Source organism: Amycolatopsis japonica, from assembly GCF_000732925.1.
GTDB lineage: Bacteria > Actinomycetota > Actinomycetes > Mycobacteriales > Pseudonocardiaceae > Amycolatopsis > Amycolatopsis japonica.
Genome location: NZ_CP008953.1, coordinates 5199927 through 5224545 on the forward strand (window position 1 = coordinate 5199927; position 24619 = coordinate 5224545).

Annotated in this window: 22 protein-coding genes; 13 read left to right on the forward strand and 9 right to left on the reverse strand. The window is 67.9% G+C overall.

Features of this window, described 5'->3' with window-relative positions; all coding sequences use genetic code 11:
* The first annotated feature begins 219 nt into the window (after positions 1 to 219).
* On the forward strand, positions 220 to 909 hold the full coding sequence (locus AJAP_RS23920) for a DUF998 domain-containing protein (protein ID WP_038515362.1): 690 nt from the start codon (positions 220 to 222) through the stop codon (positions 907 to 909).
* Between the two features lie 8 nt (positions 910 to 917).
* On the opposite strand, the gene AJAP_RS23925 is transcribed toward AJAP_RS23920, so the two are convergent.
* The gene (locus AJAP_RS23925) at positions 918 to 1562 is read right to left on the reverse strand and encodes a hypothetical protein (RefSeq protein WP_038515364.1); all 645 of its coding nucleotides are present in this window, start codon (positions 1560 to 1562) and stop codon (positions 918 to 920) included.
* A 692-nt stretch (positions 1563 to 2254) separates the two neighbouring features.
* Between AJAP_RS23925 and AJAP_RS23930 the strand changes: the two genes are divergently transcribed.
* Genes AJAP_RS23930 through AJAP_RS23945 form a run of 4 tightly spaced genes read left to right on the forward strand, consistent with a single transcriptional unit; the run spans position 2255 to position 5922 of the window.
* A complete protein-coding gene (locus AJAP_RS23930) occupies positions 2255 to 3568 on the forward strand; it encodes a helix-turn-helix transcriptional regulator (RefSeq protein ID WP_051972577.1) in 1314 nt (437 codons plus the stop codon).
* Positions 3565 to 4269, forward strand: a complete 705-nt coding sequence (locus AJAP_RS23935; RefSeq protein ID WP_038515366.1) for a hypothetical protein — start codon at positions 3565 to 3567, stop codon at positions 4267 to 4269. Before AJAP_RS23930 ends, AJAP_RS23935 begins: the two co-directional genes overlap by 4 nt.
* Positions 4260 to 4856, forward strand: a complete 597-nt coding sequence (dcd, locus tag AJAP_RS23940) for a dCTP deaminase (protein ID WP_038523765.1) — start codon at positions 4260 to 4262, stop codon at positions 4854 to 4856. The genes AJAP_RS23935 and dcd overlap by 10 nt, the downstream gene beginning before the upstream one ends.
* Positions 4840 to 5922, forward strand: coding sequence for a thiamine-phosphate kinase (locus tag AJAP_RS23945; protein ID WP_038515368.1), 1083 nt, complete (start codon positions 4840 to 4842; stop codon positions 5920 to 5922). The genes dcd and AJAP_RS23945 overlap by 17 nt, the downstream gene beginning before the upstream one ends.
* Before the next feature lie 101 nt (positions 5923 to 6023).
* On the opposite strand, the gene AJAP_RS23950 is transcribed toward AJAP_RS23945, so the two are convergent.
* Complete coding sequence (locus tag AJAP_RS23950) at positions 6024 to 9278, reverse strand: S8 family peptidase (RefSeq protein ID WP_038515369.1); 3255 nt, start codon at positions 9276 to 9278, stop codon at positions 6024 to 6026.
* Positions 9279 to 9492: 214 nt separating this feature from the next.
* Here AJAP_RS23950 and fabG point away from each other — a divergent pair, with 214 nt between their 5' ends.
* The 7 genes from fabG (at position 9493) to AJAP_RS23985 (ending at position 15812) form a co-directional block, all read left to right on the forward strand.
* Positions 9493 to 10254 carry a 3-oxoacyl-ACP reductase FabG gene (gene fabG / locus AJAP_RS23955; RefSeq protein ID WP_020637045.1) on the forward strand — a complete coding sequence of 254 codons (762 nt, stop codon included), beginning with the start codon at positions 9493 to 9495 and terminating at the stop codon, positions 10252 to 10254.
* Positions 10255 to 10257: 3 nt separating this feature from the next.
* Positions 10258 to 10710 (forward strand): MaoC family dehydratase, encoded by a 453-nt coding sequence (locus AJAP_RS23960; protein ID WP_038515372.1) that lies wholly within the window; start codon positions 10258 to 10260, stop codon positions 10708 to 10710.
* 91 nt (positions 10711 to 10801) lie between these two features.
* Positions 10802 to 11827 carry a phosphotransferase family protein gene (locus tag AJAP_RS23965; RefSeq protein ID WP_038515373.1) on the forward strand — a complete coding sequence of 342 codons (1026 nt, stop codon included), beginning with the start codon at positions 10802 to 10804 and terminating at the stop codon, positions 11825 to 11827.
* Positions 11828 to 11829: 2 nt separating this feature from the next.
* Positions 11830 to 13053 (forward strand): acyl-CoA dehydrogenase family protein, encoded by a 1224-nt coding sequence (locus tag AJAP_RS23970; RefSeq protein WP_016333240.1) that lies wholly within the window; start codon positions 11830 to 11832, stop codon positions 13051 to 13053.
* Positions 13050 to 14231, forward strand: coding sequence for an acyl-CoA dehydrogenase family protein (locus AJAP_RS23975; protein WP_038515376.1), 1182 nt, complete (start codon positions 13050 to 13052; stop codon positions 14229 to 14231). The genes AJAP_RS23970 and AJAP_RS23975 overlap by 4 nt, the downstream gene beginning before the upstream one ends.
* Positions 14228 to 15343: an acyl-CoA dehydrogenase family protein gene (locus AJAP_RS23980; RefSeq protein ID WP_038515378.1), complete on the forward strand. Its 1116-nt coding sequence runs from the start codon at positions 14228 to 14230 to the stop codon at positions 15341 to 15343. Before AJAP_RS23975 ends, AJAP_RS23980 begins: the two co-directional genes overlap by 4 nt.
* Before the next feature lie 82 nt (positions 15344 to 15425).
* The gene (locus tag AJAP_RS23985) at positions 15426 to 15812 is read left to right on the forward strand and encodes a DUF7715 family protein (RefSeq protein WP_038515380.1); all 387 of its coding nucleotides are present in this window, start codon (positions 15426 to 15428) and stop codon (positions 15810 to 15812) included.
* 3 nt (positions 15813 to 15815) lie between these two features.
* On the opposite strand, the gene AJAP_RS23990 is transcribed toward AJAP_RS23985, so the two are convergent.
* Positions 15816 to 16433, reverse strand: coding sequence for a TetR/AcrR family transcriptional regulator (locus AJAP_RS23990; RefSeq protein WP_016333237.1), 618 nt, complete (start codon positions 16431 to 16433; stop codon positions 15816 to 15818).
* A gap of 671 nt (positions 16434 to 17104) precedes the next feature.
* Between AJAP_RS23990 and AJAP_RS24000 the strand changes: the two genes are divergently transcribed.
* Positions 17105 to 18697, forward strand: coding sequence for a recombinase family protein (locus tag AJAP_RS24000; protein ID WP_038515383.1), 1593 nt, complete (start codon positions 17105 to 17107; stop codon positions 18695 to 18697).
* A gap of 155 nt (positions 18698 to 18852) precedes the next feature.
* On the opposite strand, the gene AJAP_RS43745 is transcribed toward AJAP_RS24000, so the two are convergent.
* The 6 genes from AJAP_RS43745 to AJAP_RS24025 all read right to left on the reverse strand — a co-directional run bounded on the left by AJAP_RS43745 (position 18853) and on the right by AJAP_RS24025 (position 24358).
* On the reverse strand, positions 18853 to 19488 hold the full coding sequence (locus AJAP_RS43745) for a hypothetical protein (RefSeq protein ID WP_148311563.1): 636 nt from the start codon (positions 19486 to 19488) through the stop codon (positions 18853 to 18855).
* An 86-nt stretch (positions 19489 to 19574) separates the two neighbouring features.
* Complete coding sequence (locus tag AJAP_RS43750) at positions 19575 to 19973, reverse strand: hypothetical protein (protein ID WP_148311564.1); 399 nt, start codon at positions 19971 to 19973, stop codon at positions 19575 to 19577.
* 639 nt (positions 19974 to 20612) lie between these two features.
* Positions 20613 to 22949 (reverse strand): FtsK/SpoIIIE domain-containing protein, encoded by a 2337-nt coding sequence (locus tag AJAP_RS24010; RefSeq protein WP_051972578.1) that lies wholly within the window; start codon positions 22947 to 22949, stop codon positions 20613 to 20615.
* Positions 22939 to 23706, reverse strand: coding sequence for a hypothetical protein (locus AJAP_RS24015; RefSeq protein WP_038515387.1), 768 nt, complete (start codon positions 23704 to 23706; stop codon positions 22939 to 22941). Before AJAP_RS24015 ends, AJAP_RS24010 begins: the two co-directional genes overlap by 11 nt.
* Complete coding sequence (locus AJAP_RS24020; protein ID WP_038515388.1) at positions 23703 to 24041, reverse strand: hypothetical protein; 339 nt, start codon at positions 24039 to 24041, stop codon at positions 23703 to 23705. The genes AJAP_RS24015 and AJAP_RS24020 overlap by 4 nt, the downstream gene beginning before the upstream one ends.
* Positions 24038 to 24358: a WhiB family transcriptional regulator gene (locus tag AJAP_RS24025; protein ID WP_038515390.1), complete on the reverse strand. Its 321-nt coding sequence runs from the start codon at positions 24356 to 24358 to the stop codon at positions 24038 to 24040. The genes AJAP_RS24020 and AJAP_RS24025 overlap by 4 nt, the downstream gene beginning before the upstream one ends.
* Between the last annotated feature and the right edge of the window lie 261 nt (positions 24359 to 24619).

A 24619-nucleotide genomic window follows, 5' to 3' on the forward strand; every position in this document is an offset into this window, starting at 1 on the left:
GGACAGTCCGGTGACCGGGTGAGGTCACCGGTAGCGAGACCCTAGACCCGCGACCCCGCCGGAGGGACCCGCCACAAGTCGCCTACACCTCTTTCGGCCCAACGATCTCACCGTCCGTGCCGGAACGATCACCGGCGCGCGCCGTAGAATGGGACTTTCCTGTCGATTCCGACAGGTCGGCCTAAGAAAACCTTCAGGTTGGGTGGTTACCTTTCAACCATGACGACGCCCCAGGTCACCGCCAGGTCACCCTTGGCCCTGCTGGCCGCCGTGGTCTCCGTCGCCGGCGGAGCGCTGCTGATCCTGTTGCTGCAGGTCCTTCCCGCCACCAGCGACATCAGCCCGGTCCGCCGCACCATCAGCGAGTACGCGCTCAGCGAGAACAAGTGGATCTTCGACGTCGCGGTCCTGCTGGTCGCGTTCGGCTCGGCGATCGGCTTCGGCGCGCTGATCCGCCGCAAGCACCTTCCCGCGCTGTCCGCGGCATCGGTCTTCTGCGCGCTCTGGACGGTGAGCCTGGTGGTGATCGTGGCGTTCCCCAAGAACAACTGGGCGATCGGGCCGAGCACCGGCGGGACGGTGCACCGGATCGCGAGCGTCGTCGCCTTCGTCTGCCTGCCGCTGGCCGTGTGGTTCGCGGCGAAGGCCGTCTTCCCCTCCTCCCCCGCGCGGCGCGCCGTGACCCGGGTGCTCGCGGTGGCGGCCCTGGCCTGGTTCGGCGTGATCCTCGGGGCGATCGTGGTCTCGATGAACGGCGGCGAGCCCTGGTGGCGGGCGATCCCGCTCGGCCTGGTCGAACGCGCGATGGCGCTGACCGGGCTGGTCGCGCTGGCGTCACTGCTCATCCCCGCGCGCTCGGTCACCGCGCCGGTGACCGAGCAGGCCGAAGCCCTGGAGATCGCGTCCTGACCGCTTCTTCACCGCCGTGCCGCGCGAGGAACTCCCACGAAGGGCGCCGGAAGGGGAATGGCGGCGCCGTCCGTCTGCCCGGCATAGCGCGGCGCGGGCGTGACCTCGACAGCGTCGTCGTCGGCGTCCTTGCGCAACCGCGCCGTGCATACCGACAAGTGCACCACGTTGGCACGCTTGTGGTGGCGGTACACGTGGACGTCGGTGGCGAAGCACGCCGCGGCCAGCAGCGCCCGCCGCTGCTCGATGCGCTCGTAGCCGACCCCCGCCGGGCAGAACACGGTGACCTCGACCTCGTCGCCGCTCGGTTTGGTCCACAGGATCACCGGCAGCTTGCCGTCGAGGGTGCACACCCTGGCACGGGCGAACCCGGTCCGCAGCCGGTGCTGCACGACGACCGAACGAAGCCGGTCGCGGACGAACCTCCGCGCCGATTTCCAGTAGAACAGCCAATTCGCGACGCCGAACAGCACGACCGCGCCCCAGATCGGGCCGGCCGCCTGGAACAGCGAGAACAGCGCGTACGGGACGACGAGGAGCGCGCCGATCTCGTACCGCCAGTGGTAAAGGGCGGTGATCGGGTTGGGCCTCCTGACCACCGTGATCTCCCTGGCCAGCTCGGCGATCGCCTGGGGTTCCTGCCAACGGCTCATGACCTTCCTCCTGTCCGTCCGGCGGTTTGCTCGGCGGCCACGGCCGCCGCGGGAATGGAGCGGACGACACCGGCACCGGCGCAGTCCGGGCAAACGGCGTCCTCGTAGGGCCACCACCCAGTGCCTCCGCACGGTTCGCACGCGTGCACGGTGTCCCAGCGGGGATCGCGGTAGACGCGGCGCCTGCTGTTCGGCACCCGGGTCACCTGCCAGCCACGAGCGGCCGCTCTCGAGTCCTCGCCGGACGCGAAAAGCCATTCGTGGAAGCGTTCGAGAAGTCGATCGAACCAAGATCGGGGCGCTGCCGTGTGGTTCTCGTGGTGGGACATGAGGTTCACCCCCGATGCGGCGAAGCACTGACTCGGGTCGGCACACACGACGCCTACTCCGGCATTCGTGTGACCCGCAGGCGGCGCGAACCGAATCGGATGCACAGCGTTACGATCAGATGGCTGACAGCATCCGCTCTTCGGTCGTGCCCTGTTCGGCCCATGTCTCGCGGCCGGGTGGATCGCGAACCCCAGGACCAGGTAGAACAGGCCCTGAAGCAGCTACTCGCACGTTGTGACACGACATTGACCGACGCGCCAGCGCGGTCCGATTCGCTTGCTGTACTCTCCCCGTTGTGTGCACGTTCAGTCACCGCCCTACTTTGCCTACTAAAGGTAGGTAAGCCTGTGTCTAGTGCCTACATGAAGCCTACATCGGCCGGACGGCGGCCGGTAAGCCCCGATGCGGAAACCGTTACCGCGTCGGGAGTCGGACGTGAGCTGCGGCGGCTGCGCAAGGCCGCCGGGGAAACCCAGGCGGAAACCGCCAAGATCATCGGGGTGACCAGGGCGAACCTGACCCAATGGGAGACCGGCAAATACCTGCCGTCGACACATAACGCCCGCCAGCTCGACGACCACTTCCGCGCCGCGAACGCGCTGTTCACCCTGGTCGAAACGGCCCGTTCGCCGCAGGAACACACCGCCCCGCCCCTCGTCGGCGACGCCGGCGTCGTCGACACTTCGCGGTCGCTGCTGCAGGTGTTCCACACCGTCGGCGCCAAACTCGCCGAGCGCCTGATCCGCGACGAGCACGGGAAACCGCTGGGCTGGCGGCACAATCTGCAGAAGAGCACCGGGCCGAAGGCGCTCAGCACCGCCTACGGGATCAACACCATGCTGGTGGTAGGCGATCCCTACATCGACCTACATACGCTCGCCGAAGATCTCTACCGACTCCAGTCGGCGCACGGCTGGAGGGGCCGCGCGGGCGGCAGGCGGCCGGAGACCACCGCGTCGGTGGTGGACGCGCTTTTCCGCACCAGCACCATGTCCGCGGACGACGGATTGGAACAACTCGAAGGGTCGCTCCTGATCGGAGACGAGCTCGACCCGTACAGCCGGACCCGTCCGTACCTGTTGTCCGCCGTGTTGCACACGGCGGTCCGGCTGCGGCCGGACGCCCCGCTGACCGACCGGCTGATCGACGCCCTCCTGGCGGCCCGGCTCGACTTCGACGGCTCACTCCTGTGGCCGGAGAAGAACGAGGCAGGGCTCGTCGCCCCGGAGGCTTCGGTCGTGCACACCGCGCGGTCGGTCGTCGCCCTGCGGGACGTCCTGCGCAGCCGTGAAGATCGCACCGACGTCCGTGAGGCGGCCGACGAAGCCACACAATGGCTCATCGACCGATCCCATTCGGACGATGGCGTGGCAGAGGATCTAGAGAGGCCTCGCCCCGACGGTGAAGGAACGACCCGGATCATCATCCGGCACTTCACCTCCGCCTGGGTCGTCCAAGCGCTCGCCACCGCCCCCTTCCTGCCACTCCCCCGGCTCAACCGGGCGCTCGGAACCCTTTGGGAGCGCTACGACGCCGATCAAGGGCTCTGGGCGTGGGAGAGCGGAGATCTACCGATTTGGCAGACCTTGGACGCAGTCACCGCGCTCCGCGCGGCCGCCTTCGCCGCCGCGGCGCCCCCGCTCAGCCCTCCAGGAACTCCAGGTACAACTCCATGATCGACACCCCGCCATCGACCCTCGCCGCCGTTCCGGCGGACGGTGACGCCGACCTTCCCTGGCTGCGCACGGTCGCACACCGGGTCCAGGAATCCCCCGACGTTTTCCTTTCGTGGCTTGAAGAAATCCTCGGTGACGAAGAAGCCGTCCGCGCCGCGGCGAAGCGTTCCTACTGGCATCCCAACGGATTCGCCAAGATGGTGCTCCACGCCTCGCCCGATTTCCGGATCCGGCTCCACGTCTGGCCGGAATCCGCGGAACCGTCACGCGGCGAATCCAATCCGCACAGTCATCGGTGGGAATTCGCCTCGACCATCGTCGCGGGCGAGGGCCTGCACATGGTCGAGTTCCACGAAACGGCCGAGGGTGGGAAGCCGTATGCCCGGTACCGCTACGGCGCAGACCCGGCGAACCCGGCCGCGTTGCTCGCGGACGGCGAAGCCCGCCTCGAAGTGGACAAGACCCCGCACGTCCGGCTCGGCGAGGTCTACTCGTGCGACACCGGAATCGTGCACACCGTACGGCCGATCGCGGCCGGATTGACCGCGACGGTGGTGATCCAGGGGCCGCATCGCACCAGCACCACCGTCGTCTACTGCGAGCCGGGCGAGTCCGACGACCAGCCCAACGGCGAACTGACCGAGGCCGATTTCCGCGGCCTGGTCGGCGCCGTCGCGGAAGCGGTGGCGTCATGCCGCTGAGCTGGCCCGCGCCACGCCGCGGCATCCTGACCGACAGGGCCATCAGACGTGCGCACCGCAGCGGGGAGCTCACGATCACCCCGTTCGAACCCACCCTCGTCCGCCCCGCCGCGATCAGCCTGCGGCTCGGGCACGAGGCGTTCGCGCTGGAATCGACGGGGACCGTCGACATCGCCGACCGGAGCACGTATCCGGAACTCCGGCCGAAGGAACCCGACGCCGAAGGACGGCTGTGCGTCGACCCCGGCGAGGTCGTCCTCGCACCGACGCTGGAGAAGATCGGGCTTTCGGAGCGGCTCGCCGGGCTCGTCGACGGCACGAGCGACTACGCGCGGCTCGGCATCAGTGTCGTCCTTTGTGGACAGGTCAGCCCCGGTTTCGGCAACGAGAAGGGCGCCGTGCTGACCTTGGAGATCGTGAACCATCTGCGGCATCCGGTACTGCTGCACCCCGGAGCGCGGATCTGCAACCTGATGCTGTTCGCCTCCACCGGAAGCGAACAGCCCTACGGCACGCTGCCGCACAACTATTCCAGCGACCACAACGTGGCCCCGTCCCGATTGGCGGATCATGTCGGCCGTAACTGAACTCTCGCCGGTCGGCGACGACGTCCGCCTCGGCGACCTCGGCGAGCACGCGATCCTGGAGCACATCCTGCGACCGCGTTACGGCGGTGTCCGCGGGTTCGGTGACGACTGCGCCGTCCTCGACGCCGAAGAGGGGCTTCGCGGCGACCTGGTCGCCACCACCGACAGCTGCCCCACGCCGCTGGTCACCATCTTGGGCGAAACGGATCCGTACCACGCCGGATGGCTGCTGGCGACGATCAACCTGTCCGATCTGGCGGCGGCCGGGGCCACGCCACTCGGCCTGGTCGTCAACTACACCCTGCCGAAGACGACCACCGCGGGCGAATTCCGGCGGCTTCTCGACGGCGTGGACGACTGCACGAAGAGGCACGGGACCAAGGTCGTCGGTGGCGATCTCCGGGACGGTCCGGTCCGGCAGCTCACCGCCACCGCGATCGGCCGCTGTGTCCCCGGCGGCAGGCTCGGGCGGTTCGGTGCCGAGGCCGACGACCGTCTGCTGCTGGTCGGTTCGCCCGGTTACCTGTGGTCGTACGCGTTGCTCGTCGAACAACAGGCGCGGCTCTCCGATCCGGTCGTCGCCGAGATCCGCGAGCGTGCCTGTAAGCCGATTGCGCAGGTGGCCGCCGGGAACGCGCTCGCCACGGCGGGGCTGGCACGTGCCGCGATGGACGTCTCGGACGGTCTTTTCCCGACCGTGCGGACGCTCTGCGGGGCCAACGGCCTCGGCGCGCGGATCACGACGGCCATCCGGCTGGACGAGCCGCTCGCCGACGTCTGCGCGCAGTCGGGACTCGGCCGGTTCGAGCTCGCGCAGGCTTGGGGCGACTGGACGCTCGTGGTCGCCGTGCGGCCGGAGGACGTCGAGCTCACCAAGAAGACCCTCGCCGGTGAAGGTGTCGCGGCGCAGGAGATCGGCGTGCTCGTTCCCCGCGAGGAAGGCATTTCGCTGGACGACGGCGAGCCTTGGGAAGGGATCGCGCAGGAGCGGTTCTCGCCCAGTTCGTGGCACGGTGGCGAGCTGCCGCGGCTGATCACCGAGGTGCTGGGCAAGCGGGCGAGCTGACCCGCGCCACCGCCGCCATCGCTCGCAGCTGCAGTCCGTGAAGGCCTCCTTGAGGGACCCAGAGTCCCTCAAGGAGGCCTTCACGGACCGACCCACGGCACCTACCGCAGCCGATAAGCGTTCATCACCGTCTGAGTCACCGAGTTCCCACCGGAATCCGTCGCGGACAGCCGCAGGGAGACGAACCGCGCGGAACCGAACGGCGGCGCCGCCACGAAGGCCTGCCGGTGCGAACCGCTCCCGAAAACGAACTGCCGATGCCAGGTCTTGCCACCGTCGAAAGACGCTTCGGCGGTGACCTGCCGGACGCTTCCCGTCGGCCGCTCGACCTCGATCGGGACGGCGAGCGGGAGCAGGCGCCAGGCATCGTTGGCCAGGCCGAGCGACGGTGTGGCCCGCAGCGTCATCAGCGGTAGTGGTGTCTCGACGGCCGTCCGCTGCGAACGGAAGCTCCACGACACCACCACATTGCCCGACAACTCGGCGTTGCCGCCGTCCGGCCGTTTCGCGTCGACGGTCAGCGTGTAGTCGCCCGCTTCCGGCGGCACGGTGAACGTCACCGGGCCCGAGACCGGCCAGAGATGGCCCGGAACTTCAGGCACGGAGCCGATTTCCTTCCCGTTCCGCAGCAGCCGGGTGGTGCCCTCCACCGCCGACACGCTGACGTGATCGCCGCGCGTCGCGAGCAGCGGCAGCAGGACGCTGAGGGTGTCGCCGTCGCGCACCATCTTGGTCAGTTTCGCCGACGTCGGCCCGACGACGGCACGATTCCACTCCTCCTGGACCCGTTGCCCCGCACGGTATTCGACGCCCGCCGCGGTTTCCTGCGTGCCGCTCCAGACCCCGTTGGTGGGAAGCCGCTCCACGAGGAGCCGCTTCAGCCAGCGGATCTTCCCGGTGCTGTGGAACTCCTCCCGTGTCGCGGGCAATGTGGCCTGAGCGGTCAGGAACCAGGCGTTGCCGAGGTCGTTTTCGTTGTCGTACGGCGAAGGCAGCACGTGCAGGTTGCCCCATTGCTCACCGGTCGCGGCGTAGGTGGCGGACACCTTGGCCAGCTCGTGGTCGCGCACCCGGTACGCCGAAACGTCGGGAACGCGGCCGTTGCTCGGGAACTGCAGGTTGTAGACGTAGGGACTGTTCTCCGACCTGCCTTCGCTCGTCTGCTTGCTCAGCATGGTGGTGACGAGGAAGTCGAAGTCGGGCACGGCGGTGCGGGTCGGCGCGACGTAGGCGTACTGCTCGTCGTGGAAGAGCCTCGGCTGGTACCACTGATAACTCGTGCTCCCCCGGCCGGCGACGCGTTCGGAGAAGGCGACGATCTGACCGTTCGAACTGGCGTCCCGGCGATCGGTCCGCACCGTCACCGGTTTCGCCAGCCGCCCGTCCAGCACGACTTCCCGGTCGCGATCGAGCACGAAACCCGGTTCGCTGACCAGGCTCGCCCCTGACGTCTCGGAGATCTCCGAGACGAACAGGTACCGGCCTTGCGGCAACAGGATCGGGCCGCCGCCGTCCGTCGCGGACAGGACCTTCCCCTCGCCACTGTCCAAATTGGTCACGAACACGAAGCCGTTCGCCTTGCCGCCCTTGCGGTCGATGAGCTTGACGTCGGCCGAGAACATCTCGCGCTGGAGGTCGGCCCCGACAAGGCCGCGTACTTCCACTCCGGCGGCCGTGGCCAGCAGGGTGCCGCCATAGGTACCGCGCGGCTTTTGCCCGGGGTTCACCGTGACCACCGCGGTCGCGGTTCCGCCGGCGGGCACCGTGATCCTCGGCCGGTCCACCGAGAACAGCCCGTCGGGCGCCGGTTTCCCGCCCTCGTCGCGAACGTCGAGCCGCAGATCCAGATCAACCGGGGCGGCGCCGCTGTTGCGGTAAGTGATCTCCCGGGTCAGCGGTTTCGGATCGGCCACCGGGATGGTGCCGAAGGCCAGCGTGGTGATGTCGGCGTTCACGCGCTGCCCGACCGCCTTGGCGACGTCGACCCGGCCCGTTCCCTGCTGGAAGACGGTCAGCCCGTCGGTCGGCTTCGCGGTGCCCGTGAGCCCGGCCTTGATCCGCTCGGGCCCCCAATCCGGATGCCGCTGGACGAGCAGTGCGGCCGCGCCGGCCACGTGCGGTGTCGCCATCGAGGTGCCTGACATCGGCTGGTGGTCGCCACCCGCTTTGGCCGCGACGATCGCCACTCCCGGCGCGGTGATCTCCGGTTTGACCGCGTTGTCGCCGCGCCGCGGCCCCCTGCTGGAGAACGACGCCAGCGCGTCGGCCCGGTCCACCGCGCCGACGGTGAGCGCCGCGTCGGCGCTGCCCGGCGACCCCACCGTGCCCGCCCCGCGTTCCCCTTCGTTGCCCGCGGCGATCACGAACAGCACGCCGTGCTCCTTGGTGAGCCGGTTCACCGCGGCTTCCAGCGGGTCGATGTCCGCGCCGTCCTCGCCGCCGAGACTCAGGTTGATCACCTTGGCGCCCTCGGCGACCGCCCACTCCATCCCGCTGATGATCTCCGACCAGCCGCCGCTGCCGTCGTCGCCGAGCACCTTGCCCGCGAGCAGCCCTGCGTCGGGCGCGACCCCCTGGAACCGTCCGCCGGACCCGAGGATCGTCGAGGCGACGTGGGTGCCGTGGCCGTGCCGGTCCGTGGGGTCCCCACCGCCGGAGAAGTCCTTGGCCGCGACCACTTTGCCCACGAGATCCGGGTGGCGGGCGTCGACTCCGGTGTCCAGCACGGCGACCTTGACGCCCTTGCCGGTGAACCCGCTCCGCCAGGCCTCCGGCGCGCCGATCTGCGGCACGCTGCGGTCGAGGTTCGCCTTGACCCTGCGGTCCAGCCACACCTTCCGCACCGAAGTGGCACCGGGACCGGTCAACGAGGACCACAACTCACCCGCGCGTTCCTTGGGCTGGGCGAAAGCGGTGGCGCCGATACTGTCGAGCCGCCGCCCAACGGTGGCCACCGGGCCTTCCTGCCGCACGATCAGCGGAAGCGTCGATCGCGCGCTGTCGTCGTATCCGTCGGCGAGCAGCCGGTCGATCCGGAACAGCCGCTCGTCGAGCACCCCGCTCGCCACGAGCGGCAAGGCGTCGGCCGGGTAGACCGACCAGCCGTTCTTGTCCTGGCTGCGCCGGAACCCCATCCGTTCGCGCCCCGGCCCCGGGTGGACGGCGAGGGCGGGCACGCCACCCGGCCGCTCCTGCACGGTGAGCCGGTCTCCGGTGATCAGCGTGAGGGTGCGCGGCGCGGGCAGGACGGCTTGATCCGGCGGCTGTCCGGGAGCGGCCGACGCGACTTGCACGCCGGTCACTCCGAGCACGGTCACCAGGAGCAGACCGGTCAGGACAGGGGCTCTTCGGCGCATGTGGCACCTCCGTGTGCGCTCTTCTCGGTGAGCCGAGGCTTGCGGAAGTGCAGGTCGGGGCGCCAGACGTCGGGACGATCAGCTCGCCGGGACTGGCCGTTCGGGCACCCGTGATTACGATCACAGCGAGACTTCTGGCCTGACATCTCTGCAAACCGACCGCTCAGTACGGCAGACTCGACGGCACTTCCACTCGACGACGAGGAGAACACCCGTGACCGAACACCCCTCCCGTGTAGCGATCGTCACCGGCGCCGGCCGCGGCATCGGGGCGGCCGTGGCCAAGCGGCTCGCTTCCGACGGATTCGCCGTCGGCCTGCTGGACCTCGACGAGGCCGGCGTCAAGCAAGGGGCGGAAGCGATCGTCGCCGAGGGCGGCAAGGCCGTCGGTGTCGCGCTGGACGTCAACGACGCCGCGCAGGTCGAAGCCGCGGTGACCCGGGTGGCCGAGGAACTCGGCGCGCCGACCGTGCTGATCAACAACGCCGGCATCACCCGCGACAACCTGCTGTTCAAGATGACCGAACAGGACTGGGACTCGGTGCTGGGCGTGCACCTGAAGGGCTCGTTCCTGATGACCCGCGAGGTGCAGAAGTACCAGACGCAGGAGAAGTGGGGCCGCATCGTCAACCTGTCCAGCACCTCGGCGCTGGGCAACCGCGGCCAGGTCAACTACTCCGCCGCCAAGGCGGGCATGCAGGGCTTCACCAAGACCCTCGCGATCGAACTGGGCAAGTTCAACGTCACCGCGAACGCCATCGCCCCCGGGTTCATCGCCACCGACATGACCGCGGCGACCGCCGAGCGGATCGGCATGTCGTTCGAGGACTTCAAGGCGGCTGCCGCGTCGCAGATCCCGGTGCAGCGCGTCGGCACCCCCGACGACATCGCCAACCTCGCGTCGTTCCTGGTGAGCGACGGCGCCGGATTCATCTCCGGCCAGGTCATCTACGTCGCCGGCGGACCGAAGGACTGAGCCATGCGCGAATTCGCCTCCCTGCAGGAGTTCGAGAACGCCGTCGGCGAGCACTTCGGCTACAGCGACTGGCTGACGCTCACCCAGGAACGGGTGAACCTGTTCGCCGACGCCACCGACGACCACCAGTGGATCCACGTCGACGTCGAGAAGGCCGCCGAAGGTCCGTTCGGGGCGCCGATCGCCCACGGTTTCCTGACGCTGTCGCTCATTTCGGGCTTCGTCGGCAAGCTCTACCGGGTCGACGGGCTCAAGATGGGCATCAACTACGGCCTGAACAAGGTCCGGTTCCCCCAGCCGGTCAAGGTCGGCGCGAAGATCCGGGCGGGTGCCGAACTGGTCGAGGTCACCGACGTCGCCGGCGGCAAGCAGGCCGTCGTCCGGTGGACGATCGAGATCGACGGCGAGCCCAAACCGGCGTGCGTCGCGGAAATGGTCGTCCGCCTGATCGCCTGAGAGAGTGACCTCCGGCACCTCGCCGGACCAGCCCTACCTGACATACCGACTGGTCGGTACTGTAACCGGAAAGCGAGACGCTGGAGGCACCATGAACCAGTCCGACCTGCCGGGCCTCGACCTGGCCAGGCTCAAGGCCCATCTGGACGAGCACCGGCCGGGTCTCGTCCAGGGCGACCTGAGCGGCCAGGTCGTGGAAGGGGGCCGGTCGAACCTCACCTACATCGTGGGTGACGGCCGGTCCCGCTGGGTGGTCCGCCGCCCGCCGCTGGGCCACGTCCTGCCGACGGCGCACGACATGGGCCGCGAGTACCGGGTGATCTCCGGCCTGCACGGCACGGCCGTCCCGGTGCCGGAAACCGTGCTGCTGTGTGAGGACACCGACGTCATCGGCTCGCGGTTCTACGTGATGGAGTTCGTGGAGGGCACGCCGTTCCGCTCGGACACCGAACTGGCCGCGCTGGGTCCGGCTCGCACCAAGGCGATCGCGGACGAGCTGGTCGACACCCTGGTCGCCCTGCACGCCGTCGAGCCGGAATCGGTGGGACTGGGCGATTTCGGCCGTCCCGAGGGCTTCCTGGAACGCCAGCTGCGGCGCTGGAAGAAGCAGCTCGACGGCAACCGCAGCCGCGACCTGCCGGGCGTCGACGAACTGCACGACCGGCTCGCCTCGTCGGTGCCGGAATCGGGCGAACCGTCGATCGTCCACGGCGACTACCGGCTGGACAACGTGCTGGTGAACGCCGACGACCGGATCACCGCGGTGCTGGACTGGGAGATGTCCACCCTCGGCGACCCGCTGACCGACCTCGCGCTGCTGGTGGCCTACGCCGAACGCGACAAGGTGTCCCTGCAGTTCGTGTCCAACGCCAGTTCGGCGCCGGGCTATCCGCGCAACGACGAGGTCATCGCGCGGTACGCCGAGCGCTCCGGCCGCGACGTCTCCCGCCTCAACTGGTACGTGAGCTTCGCGTTCTTCAAGCTCGCGGTGATCCTGGAAGGCATCCACCTCCGCTACAGCAAGGGGCAGACCGTCGGCGCCGGATTCGACGGCATCGGCTCGGGCGTCGTCCCCCTGATCGCGCACGGCATCGAAACGCTCAAGGAAGAGGGATAGAGATGGACTTCGCCTTCGACGCGAAAACCGAGGAACTGCGGGGAAAACTCCTCGAGTTCATGGATTCGCACATCTATCCGGCCGAGGCCGTCTTCGAGCGGCAGCTGGCCGAGCGCGACAGCGAGTGGTCGCAACCGCCGATCGTCGAGGAGCTCAAGGCCGAAGCCCGCAAACGCGGGCTGTGGAACTTCTTCCTCCCCGGTGACCACGGAGCGGGCCTGACGAACCTGCAGTACGCGCCGCTGGCCGAGATCACCGGCCGCAGTCTCCGGCTCGCGCCGACCGCGGTGAACTGCGCGGCACCGGACACCGGGAACATGGAAGTGCTCACCATGTTCGGCACCGACCAGCAGAAGAAGCAGTGGCTGCAACCGTTGCTGGACGGCGAGATCCGGTCCGCGTTCGCGATGACCGAGCCCGACGTCGCCTCTTCCGACGCGCGCAACATCGCCACCAGCATCCGGCGTGACGGCGACGAATACGTCATCAACGGCCGCAAGTGGTACATCTCCGGCGCGATGAACCCGAACTGCAAGATCTTCATCGTGATGGGCAAAACCGATCCGGACGCGCCCGCGCACAAGCAGCAGAGCATGATCCTGGTCCCCCGTGACACCCCCGGCATGACCGTGAAACGCGGTATGCACGTGTTCGGCTACACCGACGGGGACCACGGTGGCCACGCCGAAGTGCTCTTCGAGGACGTCCGTGTGCCGGCGGAGAACCTCATCGCCGGCGAGGGCGACGGGTTCGCCATCGCGCAGGCACGGCTCGGTCCGGGGCGGATCCACCACTGCATGCGCGCCATCGGGATGGCCGAACGCGCGCTGGAGCTGATGTGCCGCCGGGCGCTCTCGCGCGAGACCTTCGGCAAGCCGATCGCCGAACAGGGCGTGGTGCAGGACTGGATCGCCGAGGCGCGGGTCAAGATCGAGCAGCAGCGGCTGCTGGTGCTGAAGACCGCGTGGCTGATGGACACCGTCGGCAACCAGGGCGCGCACACCGAGATCCAGGCGATCAAGATCTCCACGCCGATCACCGTCGAATGGATCCTCGACAAGGCCGTGCAGCTGTTCGGCGCGGGCGGGGTCAGCCAGGACTTCCCGGTCGCCGAGATGTGGGCGCAGGTGCGGACGCTGCGCCTGGCCGACGGTCCGGACGAGGTGCACAAGCGTTCGCTGGCGCACCGTGAGCTGAAGAAGTACCGCGGGGAGGCCTCGAAGTGACCACTGTGGACGATCTCAACCGGCGCGTGGCCGAGCTGCTCGCCGCTTATCCGCCGGAAAGCACGCCGCGCCAGGACTTCCTCGACGCGCGGTTCGACGCCGGGCTGGCGTGGATCCACTTCCCCGAAGGTCTTGGCGGGCTGAACGCGCCCCGCTCCCTTCAGTCCGTTGTCGACAAAGAGCTCGCCGCCGCGGGCGCGCCGGACAACGACAAACGGCGGATCGGGATCGGTCTCGGCATGGCCGCGCCGACGATCCTCGCCTTCGGAACGCCGGAACAGCACCAGCGCTTTCTACGTCCACTGTGGACCGAACGCGAGGTGTGGTGCCAGCTGTTCAGCGAGCCCGGCGCCGGTTCCGACCTGGCCGCGCTGGGCACCCACGCGGTACGCGACGGCGACGACTGGCTGGTCACCGGCCAGAAGGTCTGGACGTCGGGCGCGCACAAGTCGCAGTGGGCCATCCTGGTCACCCGCACCGATCCCGACGTGCCGAAACACCGTGGCATGACGTACTTCCTGTGCGACATGACCGCGCCGGGCGTCGAGGTCCGGCCGCTGCGGCAGATCACCGGGGAGGCCGAATTCAACGAGGTCTTCCTCAGCGAGGTCCGCATTCCCGACGCGCACCGCCTCGGCGCGGTCGGTGAGGGCTGGAAGGTCGCGCAGACCACGCTGATGAACGAACGGGTCGCGATCGGCGGGACCGAGTTCCCGCGTGACGGCGGCATGGTCGGCGTCGTCACGGAAGTCTGGCGGGAGCGCCCGGAGCTGCGGACGTCCGAACTGCACGACAGGCTGTTGAAGCTGTGGGTGGAAGGCGAAAGCCTGCGCCTGGTGAGCTCGCGGTTGCGGCAGCAGCTCGCCGCGGGCGCGCCGGGGCCGGAGGGTTCGGCGGTCAAGGTCGCTTTCTCCGAGCTGAACCAGGCCGCGTCCGGGCTGGAGATCGAACTGCTCGGCGACGAGGGTCTGCGCTACGACGACTGGACGATGCGCCGTCCCGACGGCGTGAACTTCCTCGGCCGCGAAGCCGGCTATCGCTATCTGCGCGCGAAGGGGAACTCCATCGAGGGCGGCACCTCGGAGGTCCTGCGCAACATCATCGCCGAGCGCGTGCTGGGGCTGCCGTCCGAGCCGCGGATCGACAAGGACGTCGCCTGGAAGGACCTGCCCCGATGAGCGACCTGCTGTACTCCGAGGTCGAAGAGGACCTTCGCGCGAGCGTCCGCGACCTGTTCAAGGACCGCGCGGAACCGGCGGCCCTGATCACCAGGACCGAGACGGCGGAACCGTACGACCTGAACCTGTGGCGCACGCTCGCCGCCGACCTCGGCGCGGCGGGTCTCGCCGTCCCGGAGGCGCTGGGCGGACACGGCGCGTCGGCGCGGGAAGTCGCCGTCGTGATGGAGGAACTCGGGCGCAGCGTCGCCCCGGTCCCCTATCTCGGCAGCGCCGTCCTGGCGACGTCGGCCCTGCTGGCGACCGACACGGCGCAGGCAGAAGTGGCCGAACGGCTCGGGAAACTGGCCGCGGGCACGCTCATCGGCGCGCTGGCCGTGCCGCTGTCGACCGCGCCCGGCGCCGAGTTCCCCTCGGCGGTCACCGCGGCGGCCGACGGCACGCTCACTGGCCGGGTCCGCAGCGTCGTCGACGCTTCGGTGGCCGAACTGCTCGTCGTCCCAGCGGTGGGCCCTGACGGCCCCGGCCTGTACACGGTCGACGCGGCGTCGGCGGGGGTGACGGTCACCGAGGCGATCTCCCTCGACCTCACCCGGCGCATCGCCGACGTGACCTTGGAGAACGCGGCCGCGAAACGCGTGGCCGACGCCTCGACGGCGGCGTCCGCGCTCGACACGGCACTCGTCACCGCGGCGGGACTGCTCGCCTCGGAACAGCTCGGGATCGCCGAGTGGGCGCTGACCGAAACGGTGCGCTATCTCAAGGAGCGCTACCAGTTCGCCCGTCAGGTCGGGTCCTTCCAGTCGCTGAAGCACCGGCTGGCGAACCTGTACACGGATCTCGTCAACGCCAGGGCGACCGCGCGGTACGCCGCCGACTGCCTGGCCTCCGGTGACGACATCGCGATCGCCGTCGCGGTGGCGCAGGCCCGCAACTCCCCCATCGCCGTCCACGCGGCCGAAGAGGCGATCCAGCTGCACGGCGGGATCGGCATGACCTGGGAGCACCCCGCGCACCTGTACCTGAAGCGCGCGAAGAGCGACGAGATCGCCTTGGGCACTCCTGGGCGGCATCGCGCGGCTCTCGCGCCGCTGATCGATCTGCCCGCCTGATCCGCTCGGCGGGGTCCGCCCGGAAACTGTCGGACCCCGCCGGTACAACCTGTTCGAACATCCGATCGAACAGGGAGACGACATGAAACTGCTCGTGGCCACCGCGAAGACCCAGGGCGCGCGGGAGAACGACTTCGCTCATTGCGTGGAAGGCGAACTGCTCTGGGTCGCCCCGCCCTGCGGCGACGGCGAGAGCTCGCCCGATTCCCGCTGCGGCTGTGGGAGGGCGTTCGGCGGGCTGAGCTCGCACCGAGGGACGACGACGGCGCTCGTCGCGGATCTGCCCGATTTCACCTTCTCCGACTACGCCGACGCGTTGCGAGCGAGTCTGGCCGCCCAAGGCTGGCCGCCCGAAGCCGCCGAAGACGTGGCCACGGATCTGCTCGCCCTCGCCGCCGAATGGGAGGTGGGGACGGTGCTCGAACGCCGCGACGACTGGTTCGCCGAACGGCTGATGTCCGGGGGCTGAGCGCTACTCCGGCCGCAGCGCGGCCAGCAGCAAGTCGGCGAAGTGGTCGCCGATCTGGCGGGCCGAAAGCGCGCCGCCACGCCGGTACCACGAACCGAGGTGGTGCACCGAGCCGAAGAAGAAGTCGACGATCACGTCGGCCGGTTTGTCCCCGCGGAATTCGCCGGACTCCTGGCCTTCCTCGATCAGCGTGCGGAACCGCTCGTGGTACTTGCGGCGTTCCGCGCGGACGGCCTTCTGCTTCTCGACGCTGAGCTGGTGCATGGACTGCATGAAGATCGTGTTGTCGTCGAGGTTGTCGATCGTGCTGACGATGACGTCCGAGGCGGCGGAACGCAGCCGCTCCCGCAGCGGCGCCTCGCTCGAGGCCACCTTTTCCAGTTGCTCGGTCTGCGAGCGCAGCACCCGGGCGTAGATCTCGTAAAGGAGGTCGTCCTTGGAGCCGAAGTAGTGGTACATCGCGCCCTTGGTGACCCCGGCCGCCTCGACGATCTCCTGCACGGAGGTGCGGTCGAAACCCTTCTTGGCGAAGAGCTTCGTGGCGTGCGACAGCAGACGGCGCGGGACGGCGGCCTGGTCTTCGCCGCCTGCCTCGGCCTTCCGGGTGGTCGCTCGTGTCATGACCGGCTCCTTCTCGTGCGGACGCTCAGCATACCGGCCGGTTTGTCGATGCACTGGAAAAGGGGATTCGAGGCCGCGTGATCAGGCACGTGACTCGCGTGATCAAGCACGTGACTCGCGTGACTGGATGCCGTACTCGGTGTTCCGCCGCCGATCACGCGAGTTCCGGCCTCGATCACGCGAGTCCCGGCTCCGCGCAGGTCCGTGAACGCCACCCGCGGCTCAGCCGAGGCAACTCGACCTTCACACTTCCCAAGTACGTGAAGGCCCCCTTCACTGCGTCTAGCTCAGTGAAGGGGGCCTTCACGTACTTCAGCTGCGAGCGGAGGGCAGCGGTGGCGTGGTGGGGCGCGTCTCGTGAGTCGCGATTCGGGTCAGAGCCGCCCGTGTCCTCGGCACCTCCCGATCCGAAGTCCGTGAAGGCCTCCTTGAGGGACCCAGAGTCCCTCAAGGAGGCCTTCACGGACTTGGAAACACCGACAGGGCGTGCGCGAAGGCGTGATTCGCGCGGCTGGGAGGCGCACTCGGGGTGTTCCGCCGCTGATCACGCGAGTCCCGGCTTCGATCACGTCAGGGCGATCTCGCGTTGGTCGTGAGTGGCGATTCGGGTTCTGCACCGACTGGGGCAACCGACTACAGTCGGCAGAGCGTCTACCAGCGAGGATACGGCCATGAGCGCACCAGCACCGAGGAAGCGGCGGAGGTTCAAGAAGCAGACCAGTGAGCGACCGCCCGTCGTCCCGTTCGACCCCGTGGACGACGCGGCGGTCTGCTACTCCCGTGAGTCGCACTACACGGATGAGAGCACGTCCAGCGTGGTCCAGCGCGACACCACGCACCGGTGGACGTCTGCCTACGGGATTCCGGTGGTGGAGACTGTCGAGGACTTGCACGTGTCCGGTGACCTGGAGCCGTACAAGCGGGCAGGGCTCAAGCAGTGGCTGTCCGACGCGCCTCCGCGACCGTGGAAGACGCTGGTGGTGTCCAAGCTTGACCGGCTGGTCCGGAACGTCATGGACGCCCTGAACCTGCTTGAGTGGCTGCGGGCACGCGGTAAGCGTCTGATCGCCATCGCGGAAGGGATCGACTCCAGCAACTCCATGGCCGAATTCATGATCACGCTGATTGCGGCTTTCGCCCGCATGGAGCGTGAACGGATGCGCGAGCGGTTCCGCTCCGCGAAGGCATCCCTGAAGGAACAGGGCCGGTGGAGTGGCGAGAGTCACCTGTACGGCACGATGCCGGTGGAATTGCCGGGCGGCGGCGGCTGGATTCTCGGGCTGGACCCGTACGCGGTCAAGATCCTGCACTCCCTCTCCACGCTGGTGCGGGCGGAAAAGAAGGGGCTCACCGACCTGTGCAAGTGGCTGACGGACCACAAAGTCGTCACTCCGCGAGACCGGCAAGCACAGTTGACGGCGGAACGGCGGGGAGAGGACCCCGCCACCGTGGAACTCAAGGGCTATCAATGGCAGGGTGGCACGCTCGCCGCTTTGCTGGTGAATCCGGAGCTTGTCGAACTCGGCATTTTCGAGCCCGCCGAACAGGCGGAGATAGCCGCCGTGCTGGACGAGAAATCGCGCCGGAAGGCACGCGGTAGCAACCGGCCGTACCCGTTCTCGGGTGTCTTGGTGTGCCCGGAGTGCTGGGAGCCCTTGTGGCACCGTATCGCGGGCGACACGCGGACCCGAGCGGATGGAAGCACGGTCAGCTATGAGTACCGGTACTGGAAGTGTCCGACGGCTAAGCATGGCCCGTCCATCCGTGCGGAAGACGTCGAACCGTTTGCCGAGAGGTCTTTCTACTTGCTCTTTTCCATGGTCCCGGTCCGCGAACGGATCGTGTTGCCGCCGACGAATCACGCTAACGAAATCGCGAAGCTGGAACGGGAACACGCGCGGCTCATGTCGAAAGTGGCGCGGGCAGTGTCGGCGAGTGACCGCCAACGGATCATGGACGACGGGAACAAGATCCTGAAGGATATCGACACACTTCGGGCGTTGCCGATTGATCCCGGGGGTGTGCAGTGGGTGCCGACGGACCGGACGTGGCGGGAAGAACTGGAAACACTGACACCGGAAGAACGGCGTCTCCGGTGGCTTGACTTGGGTTTTGGATTCGCGGCACAGAAACGAACCAATGGAAAACTGGTGATGGGGTGGCTTCTGCCGGAAGGATGGCAGGACGCCATGCCAGAGCTAGTCAAATTCAAAGACCGGATCGGCGGCAATGGTGGGCTAATCGAGATAACCGACCTACTTTGATTAGGCCCGGTTAAAGGGTGTCGGTCCCGCTTCCGTCACCTATGGCGACACGCCCGGGGGCGACGCCAGAAGGCGTCGCCCCCGGGCGCGCTCAGAGCTGCTGATTCCCGATCGTTGAGCGGACCTTTCAGCGGCAGCCTTTGGGGCAGAGGCTTTCATGAAAAGATTTGATCGAAGTCCGGATGGAAGTCGTTCGAGGGAGACGGCATCGGCGTTGGCCGGAGTTGGTCGCGTGACACACCCTGGGACAGGTCGAACCCGTAGGCGGCGGCATCTGCGACGGTCGCTAGTTCGATTTCTGCCGGTTCGACACCACGCGCTAAGAACGCGACAGGGGTCGCCGATGTGGACGCCTGCACAAAACCGGCGATCATATCGCCGAACTTTATGTATTTTCCGGGTTCGGGAACGCCATTAACGTCGATGGTGACGGACGTCCATTCTTGGTCTATCAGGCCCGCCGAGTCCTCCGCATAGGTAACGATGCGCGCGTGCAAGTCCGCCATCCGCTGCACGTCCGCCGCCGGTAGTGACAAGTTTATTGCTTTTAGCAGCACCTCATTTGCTATGTGTCGAACAGCGGTGCCGCCACTGAAAGCCGGATGCTCCTCCCAAAAGGTTCCAACGGAGACGTATCTTTCCGGATTTTCGGGAGAGGCGCTGACATGGCCAAGCCAAGCTTCGGTGGCAACACCTTGCTGCGGGTCCACCTGAAAGAATTCCAGATATGCGCTTCCGTGCCAATCGGGAATCCCATGAAGCTTCATTGGCAGGTCGTAGGTCTTGCTCATGCCACCCTCATTAGTTCGTTCGGTGTCGCCGCTGGAGAAACCGGCAACGACACCGCCGTAGCCATGGCGGTGTCGTTGCACTTAGCCTACTCCCCTTCGATCACGGCGAGCACTTTGAACCGTTGCGCGCAGAGAGCGCCACCATTGGCATGGAACAGATTCGCTTGCCAGTCTCCGCGCTGGTCGTAATTGAAATCGACCGGAATTGTTCCTCCGGAGGGTGAGCCATTGAAGTCCTGAAGGACGGTTCCGTCTGCCATGGTGATGTCGATCGTGCCGCTTTGACTGCCGAAGAAGCGTGCGACGTCCACGTAGGTGATTTTGACGTTGTATCGACCGTTGCCGATGTGACGGCCCGCGTAGTCACTGGCAAAGGAGGGATTGCAATCAACTTCTGCTTCTGTCGCAGAGGCGTGAGTTGCGCCCGAGAAAGCCAGAATTATCGTAATAGCTACAGCCGAGAACGCCCGCAAAAATGACTTCATATTTCCCCCTCATGTGAAATTTATTCGTACCCACCCCGAGACTTCCGACCGTGGTGACGTTAACTCATCACCAAGTCGGCCATGATCTTGATCATCTCTCACCATACGCTGTCGTTTCCTGCCTTCAATGGCCCGATTGGGTGAGACCTGTCTGCTTTGGGATGCGCTCCAAACTGGCTATGACGCTAACCATCGGCCCTGGTCACGTACTGCGGACGGACACGGGCGCGCTTAGCGGGGGCGGCGGGTCAAGGCGTCGTACACCGCGTTGATCCTCTCGGCCAGCTCCGCGAAGTCGGAGCCTTCGACCAGCACCCACGCCGCGCCCTCTGGCGTGGTCTTGAGCATCACGCGCCCGACGTCAGGACGTCCCGCCAGCGGCGACGTGGAGCCGTCTACGCCCCTCTCAGCGGCCCGTGAGGCGGTGCCCTGCCCGCCGTCCCGGGGTGAGTCAGTATTCGGCTGGTCCGCGTCCTGCGGGCCGTCGGCGTGGTCACCGTCCGGTGTGTTCGGTCGGCCGTCTGCGGTGCCGTGTCCGGCCTCGGGTTCGTCGGCGTGGTGGTGGTCATGGTCGCTGCCTTTCGAGCGGGTGTCTGCGGTTGCTGGTCGTGTCGAACGGGACGGGTCAGGCAAGGGCGGTCACCTCCCGTCGTCGGTGCTGCGGGCGGTGAGGGAGGGACGCTCCCCGGTCCCGGGAACACCCGGATTCCGGCCCGATTCGGGGTTGTCCGGGTGGTGGGTCCCTGGACTCCCTGATCCACGTTTCCCCTGGTCAGCGCAGGGAGGTTGGGTCAGGGAGTCGTCAGGGAAAACTCCCTGCCTCCCTGATGGCTCCCTGTCTGCCTCCCTGCCGTCTCCGGCCCTGCTGTTGCCTGCGCGGCGGGTGAGTGCGTCGGCGATGTCGTCGGCGCGGACGACCATCGCTCCGTCCGATTTGCGGGTAGTGACGTCGTGTTCGCGAAGCGCGGCGCGCAGGTCGCGAGCAGTCCACTTCTCGTACTCGTCGGGGTTGTGCCCGACCAACCGAGCCAGCACCACCTGTGTCCGCACCCGCTGTTCACCACCGAGCACGTGCGCAATGTCGGCGAGGTGATCCACCGGAGCCGCCTCAATCTCGATTCGCTCCGCTGTCTCCACCGCCCGCCCGGCGTCCTCAATGGACGTCATGGCGCGGGCGATGACCGGTGTCACGTCGTCGGCCCCGTCCTCGAACGGCACGTAGAACGTGCGCACCAACTCGAACGTCTCGTCGGTGATGCCGACGGCGACACAGGTTCCCCGGTCGGTGTTGATCCGTAGTTCGGTCGCGCGGACACCGGCCGCGTACCGGCCGGAACCCAACAACCCGTCGTTGGCTACCTGGTCGGCCACGGAGAACGCCACGCCGCAGGAGATGTTGCGCGTGATCTCCCGGGGAATGCTGTCCTTTGTAGGCGACTGCGTGGCCAGCAGCAGCACGACGCCGTACTTGCGGCCGCGTTTGATCAGCCGCACCGCCAGCTCAGCCGCTCGCTTCCCGAACTTGGGGTGTTGGAACAGTTCGTGACACTCGTCGATGGCACACACCAGCGGGTGCAAGCCCAACGCGCGTTTGTCGGCGAGCTTGCGCGACACCTTCGGCGGCCGCCCGGGTTGTTCGCCGAGCGTCTTGCCGCGTCGCTCCATTTCGGTCAGCAGGTCCGCCAGTGCTTGCGTCGCCGCCTCGGCAACATGGTCGTCCATTCCCATGCGGTAGCGGGACAACCGGGGTTCGAACGGCGCGAAGTCCGGAGACTCGCCCATCACGAACACCCACAACTCGGCCGTCGGGTCGAGTGCCGCGCCGAGCATGAGCGTGCGCAGCGCCGACGATTTCCCTTGCCCTGGGCGGCCTCCGATCAGCCAGTTGACCCCGAGCAATGGCGCGTTGATGACCAGCCCGCGTTGCGAGAGTCCGAACGGGACACCCTCGAAAAGGTCGACCTGTCCATCGTGGACCAGGGGCCAGTCGCCGGCGCCGCGGCCGCCGAGAACGCCCTTGTCCGCGACCCACAGATCTAGGATTCCGTCCTCGGATCCCTTGGTGGGCCACGTTTCCAGCGACGCGCGCCCAAGGTTCGCCGCCAGCCGCGACCGGCGCGCGGCCACCATGTCGGCCGTGACACCCATCGGCAGCCTGATCTGTGCGGCGGTGCCGTCGCCGTCCTTGCGGGCGGCCACCGTGTACACGAGTTCCCCGCCGTCGCGGTAGAACTTGTCCAAGGGTGCGATACCGAGGTGAGCGAGTGCGCGGGAGATCATCCGTTCGTCAATCCACGAATCCGCGTCGTCCCGGTCCGGCTGCACGAGCCACCCCGCGCCCGGGGTCCGGTCGCGTCCCTCGAACGCGGCCGCGACCACCAGCACCAGCGGCAGCGCCCACAACACCACCGGTCCGAGGAACACCAGCACGGACCATGCCGCGTCGAGTCCGGTGTAGACCTCGGCCAGCCACGTCCACATGTCCGCCCGTTCCAGGAACGCGGCCACCGCCCACAACACCGCCACCACCGGCGCGGCCACCCGCACCGTGATCACGAACCGTCGAACGGCGATCCCGACTTTCGCCCATCGTGCCGTCGCGTCGGAGCGGATCAACTCTTGCGCGGCGCGGCGTGCTTCGGCGTCGCCTGCCAGCCGAGCGCGCCGTGCGTCCGCCCGCAGGTCGGCATACGTGGCCCACTGCCAGAACTTCAGCAGCCACCGCCACATGCCGCGCGCCACGAACCAGACCAGCCGCACCACATCGCGCGGAGCCTGCCGGACGCGGTAGGCGGCCAGCGACCGCGCCCGCACCACCGTCGCGGACTGCCACACCCGACGCAGCCACCGGCCGACACGGCGCCGCACCGTCCGCCGACGTGGCTGCGGCAACGTGTCATCCACCAACTCGCCGTCAAGGACCGGCCCGACGTGTTCGACGTCGCGGGACCCGGCACGCTCCAGATCACTGGTCATGGCGCACCCCCTCGGCCACCTCGGCCGCCAGCGCGGCGGCCAGCCGGGACGACAGACCACGCGAACACCCGGTGGCTTCCCGCACCCATGCCGGAGTGATCTCCACCTCCGCCGACCACACGGCCCGCGCGTCGGCCAGATAGTCGGCGAACAGCTTCCGCCGTACCGGCCGCGCCACCTCGGCCACGGTCACGGCCGTGGCCGGTACGGCCACGGCCGGTTCATGAACCTCCGTGCGGTTCATGGACGTGGAGACCGCGACGTGAACCGCGTCGGTGAGCTTGTCCCGCAGGTCGGTGACCGCCTCGGCGGCCACGAACACCACCACCGGAGGCACCGAATGCAGCACCACCCCCGCAGGCGAACCGGCCGCCCACGATGACCACGTGTTCATGACATACGTCGCGGCCAGCGTCAGCCACTTCGCCGCACGTACCCACCGTCCCGTGTGGACCTGGTACCGGGCGGTGATCTGCTCCGCCCGCAGGATGGCCAGCAGGACCAGACACACCGTCGGGTCCAGCAGCCACGCCGTCAGCCACGGCAGCGAACCCACCTCGGCACCAGCGGCGGCGAACCACTGAACGTTCGCCGTCGTGAACGCCAACCCGAGCACAATCCCCGCCCAGCACAACCGGTCAACCTGACGGCGCACACGCTCCACCCGCCACGCGATCACGTCCGGGTGGGACTGCCAGCGCCGCACCTCGGCAGCGTCGGCCGCGTCCCGCGCCAACCGATCAGCGTTCGTGGTCATCGGCGACCACCACCCCGACGCCGCGTCGTACCGGTGTCCATCGTGGTCACCGTCAACGCCCGAGTCAGGACATGCGCCGCGATCAGATCCGGCACCGCCAGCACCACCAGAAGCAACAGCGGACTACCCGGGTGCGTGATCACCAGCCACTGAACCCCCACGAACGCGGCACCCGTGAACAGCACCCGCCCGGCCAGCGACACCACCCGGGCACTAGCCCGTGCCGCGTCAGCCGCCGCACGAGCCTTGCGGGCACTGGCCCGCCAGACCGTGAACAGCAACACCAGGACACCAGCCCCGGCCAGAATCTGCGTCGTCGACAGAGAGACAGTCATCGTGCCTCACCACCCCGACGACGCAGCCACACCGGGAACAACGCCCGACGATCGGTATCCGGCAACGCGCCCCACACCCCGACCGTGTTCTCACCGGCCGTGCGCAAGTCGAGTTCCAGACACTCATCAACCACCGGGCACCCGGCACACATCCGTGCCGCCGTCGCCCTGTCCGTCTCACCCTCGGGAAAGTCGCTCCGATCGAACGCCCACAAACACAGGCCGTCCCTTGCCACCACTTCGGACAACACGTCATCCGGCACAGCGGACAACCGGTCAAGCTGAGCAGCCAACTCCGCGTACTCGTCGTCAGTCATCGCGCACCGCCAAGCACGCGCCGCAGTTCGGCGGTGGGAACCACAAGGCGGGACCTACGCCGAACGGCACGCAAGGCACCAACTCGGACCGCGTGGCACACCCTGGACTCGCTAACTCCGAGAGCCCAGGCGGCCTGACGGATCGAAACATGCGCCGGGGAACCGGCACTTTGGATTGTGTTACTCATGATTGTTGAATCCTTACTCTTGGCTGCGACTCGCGGAATTGCGAGCCGTCGCCATCAAGTAAGGCGCCGCAGC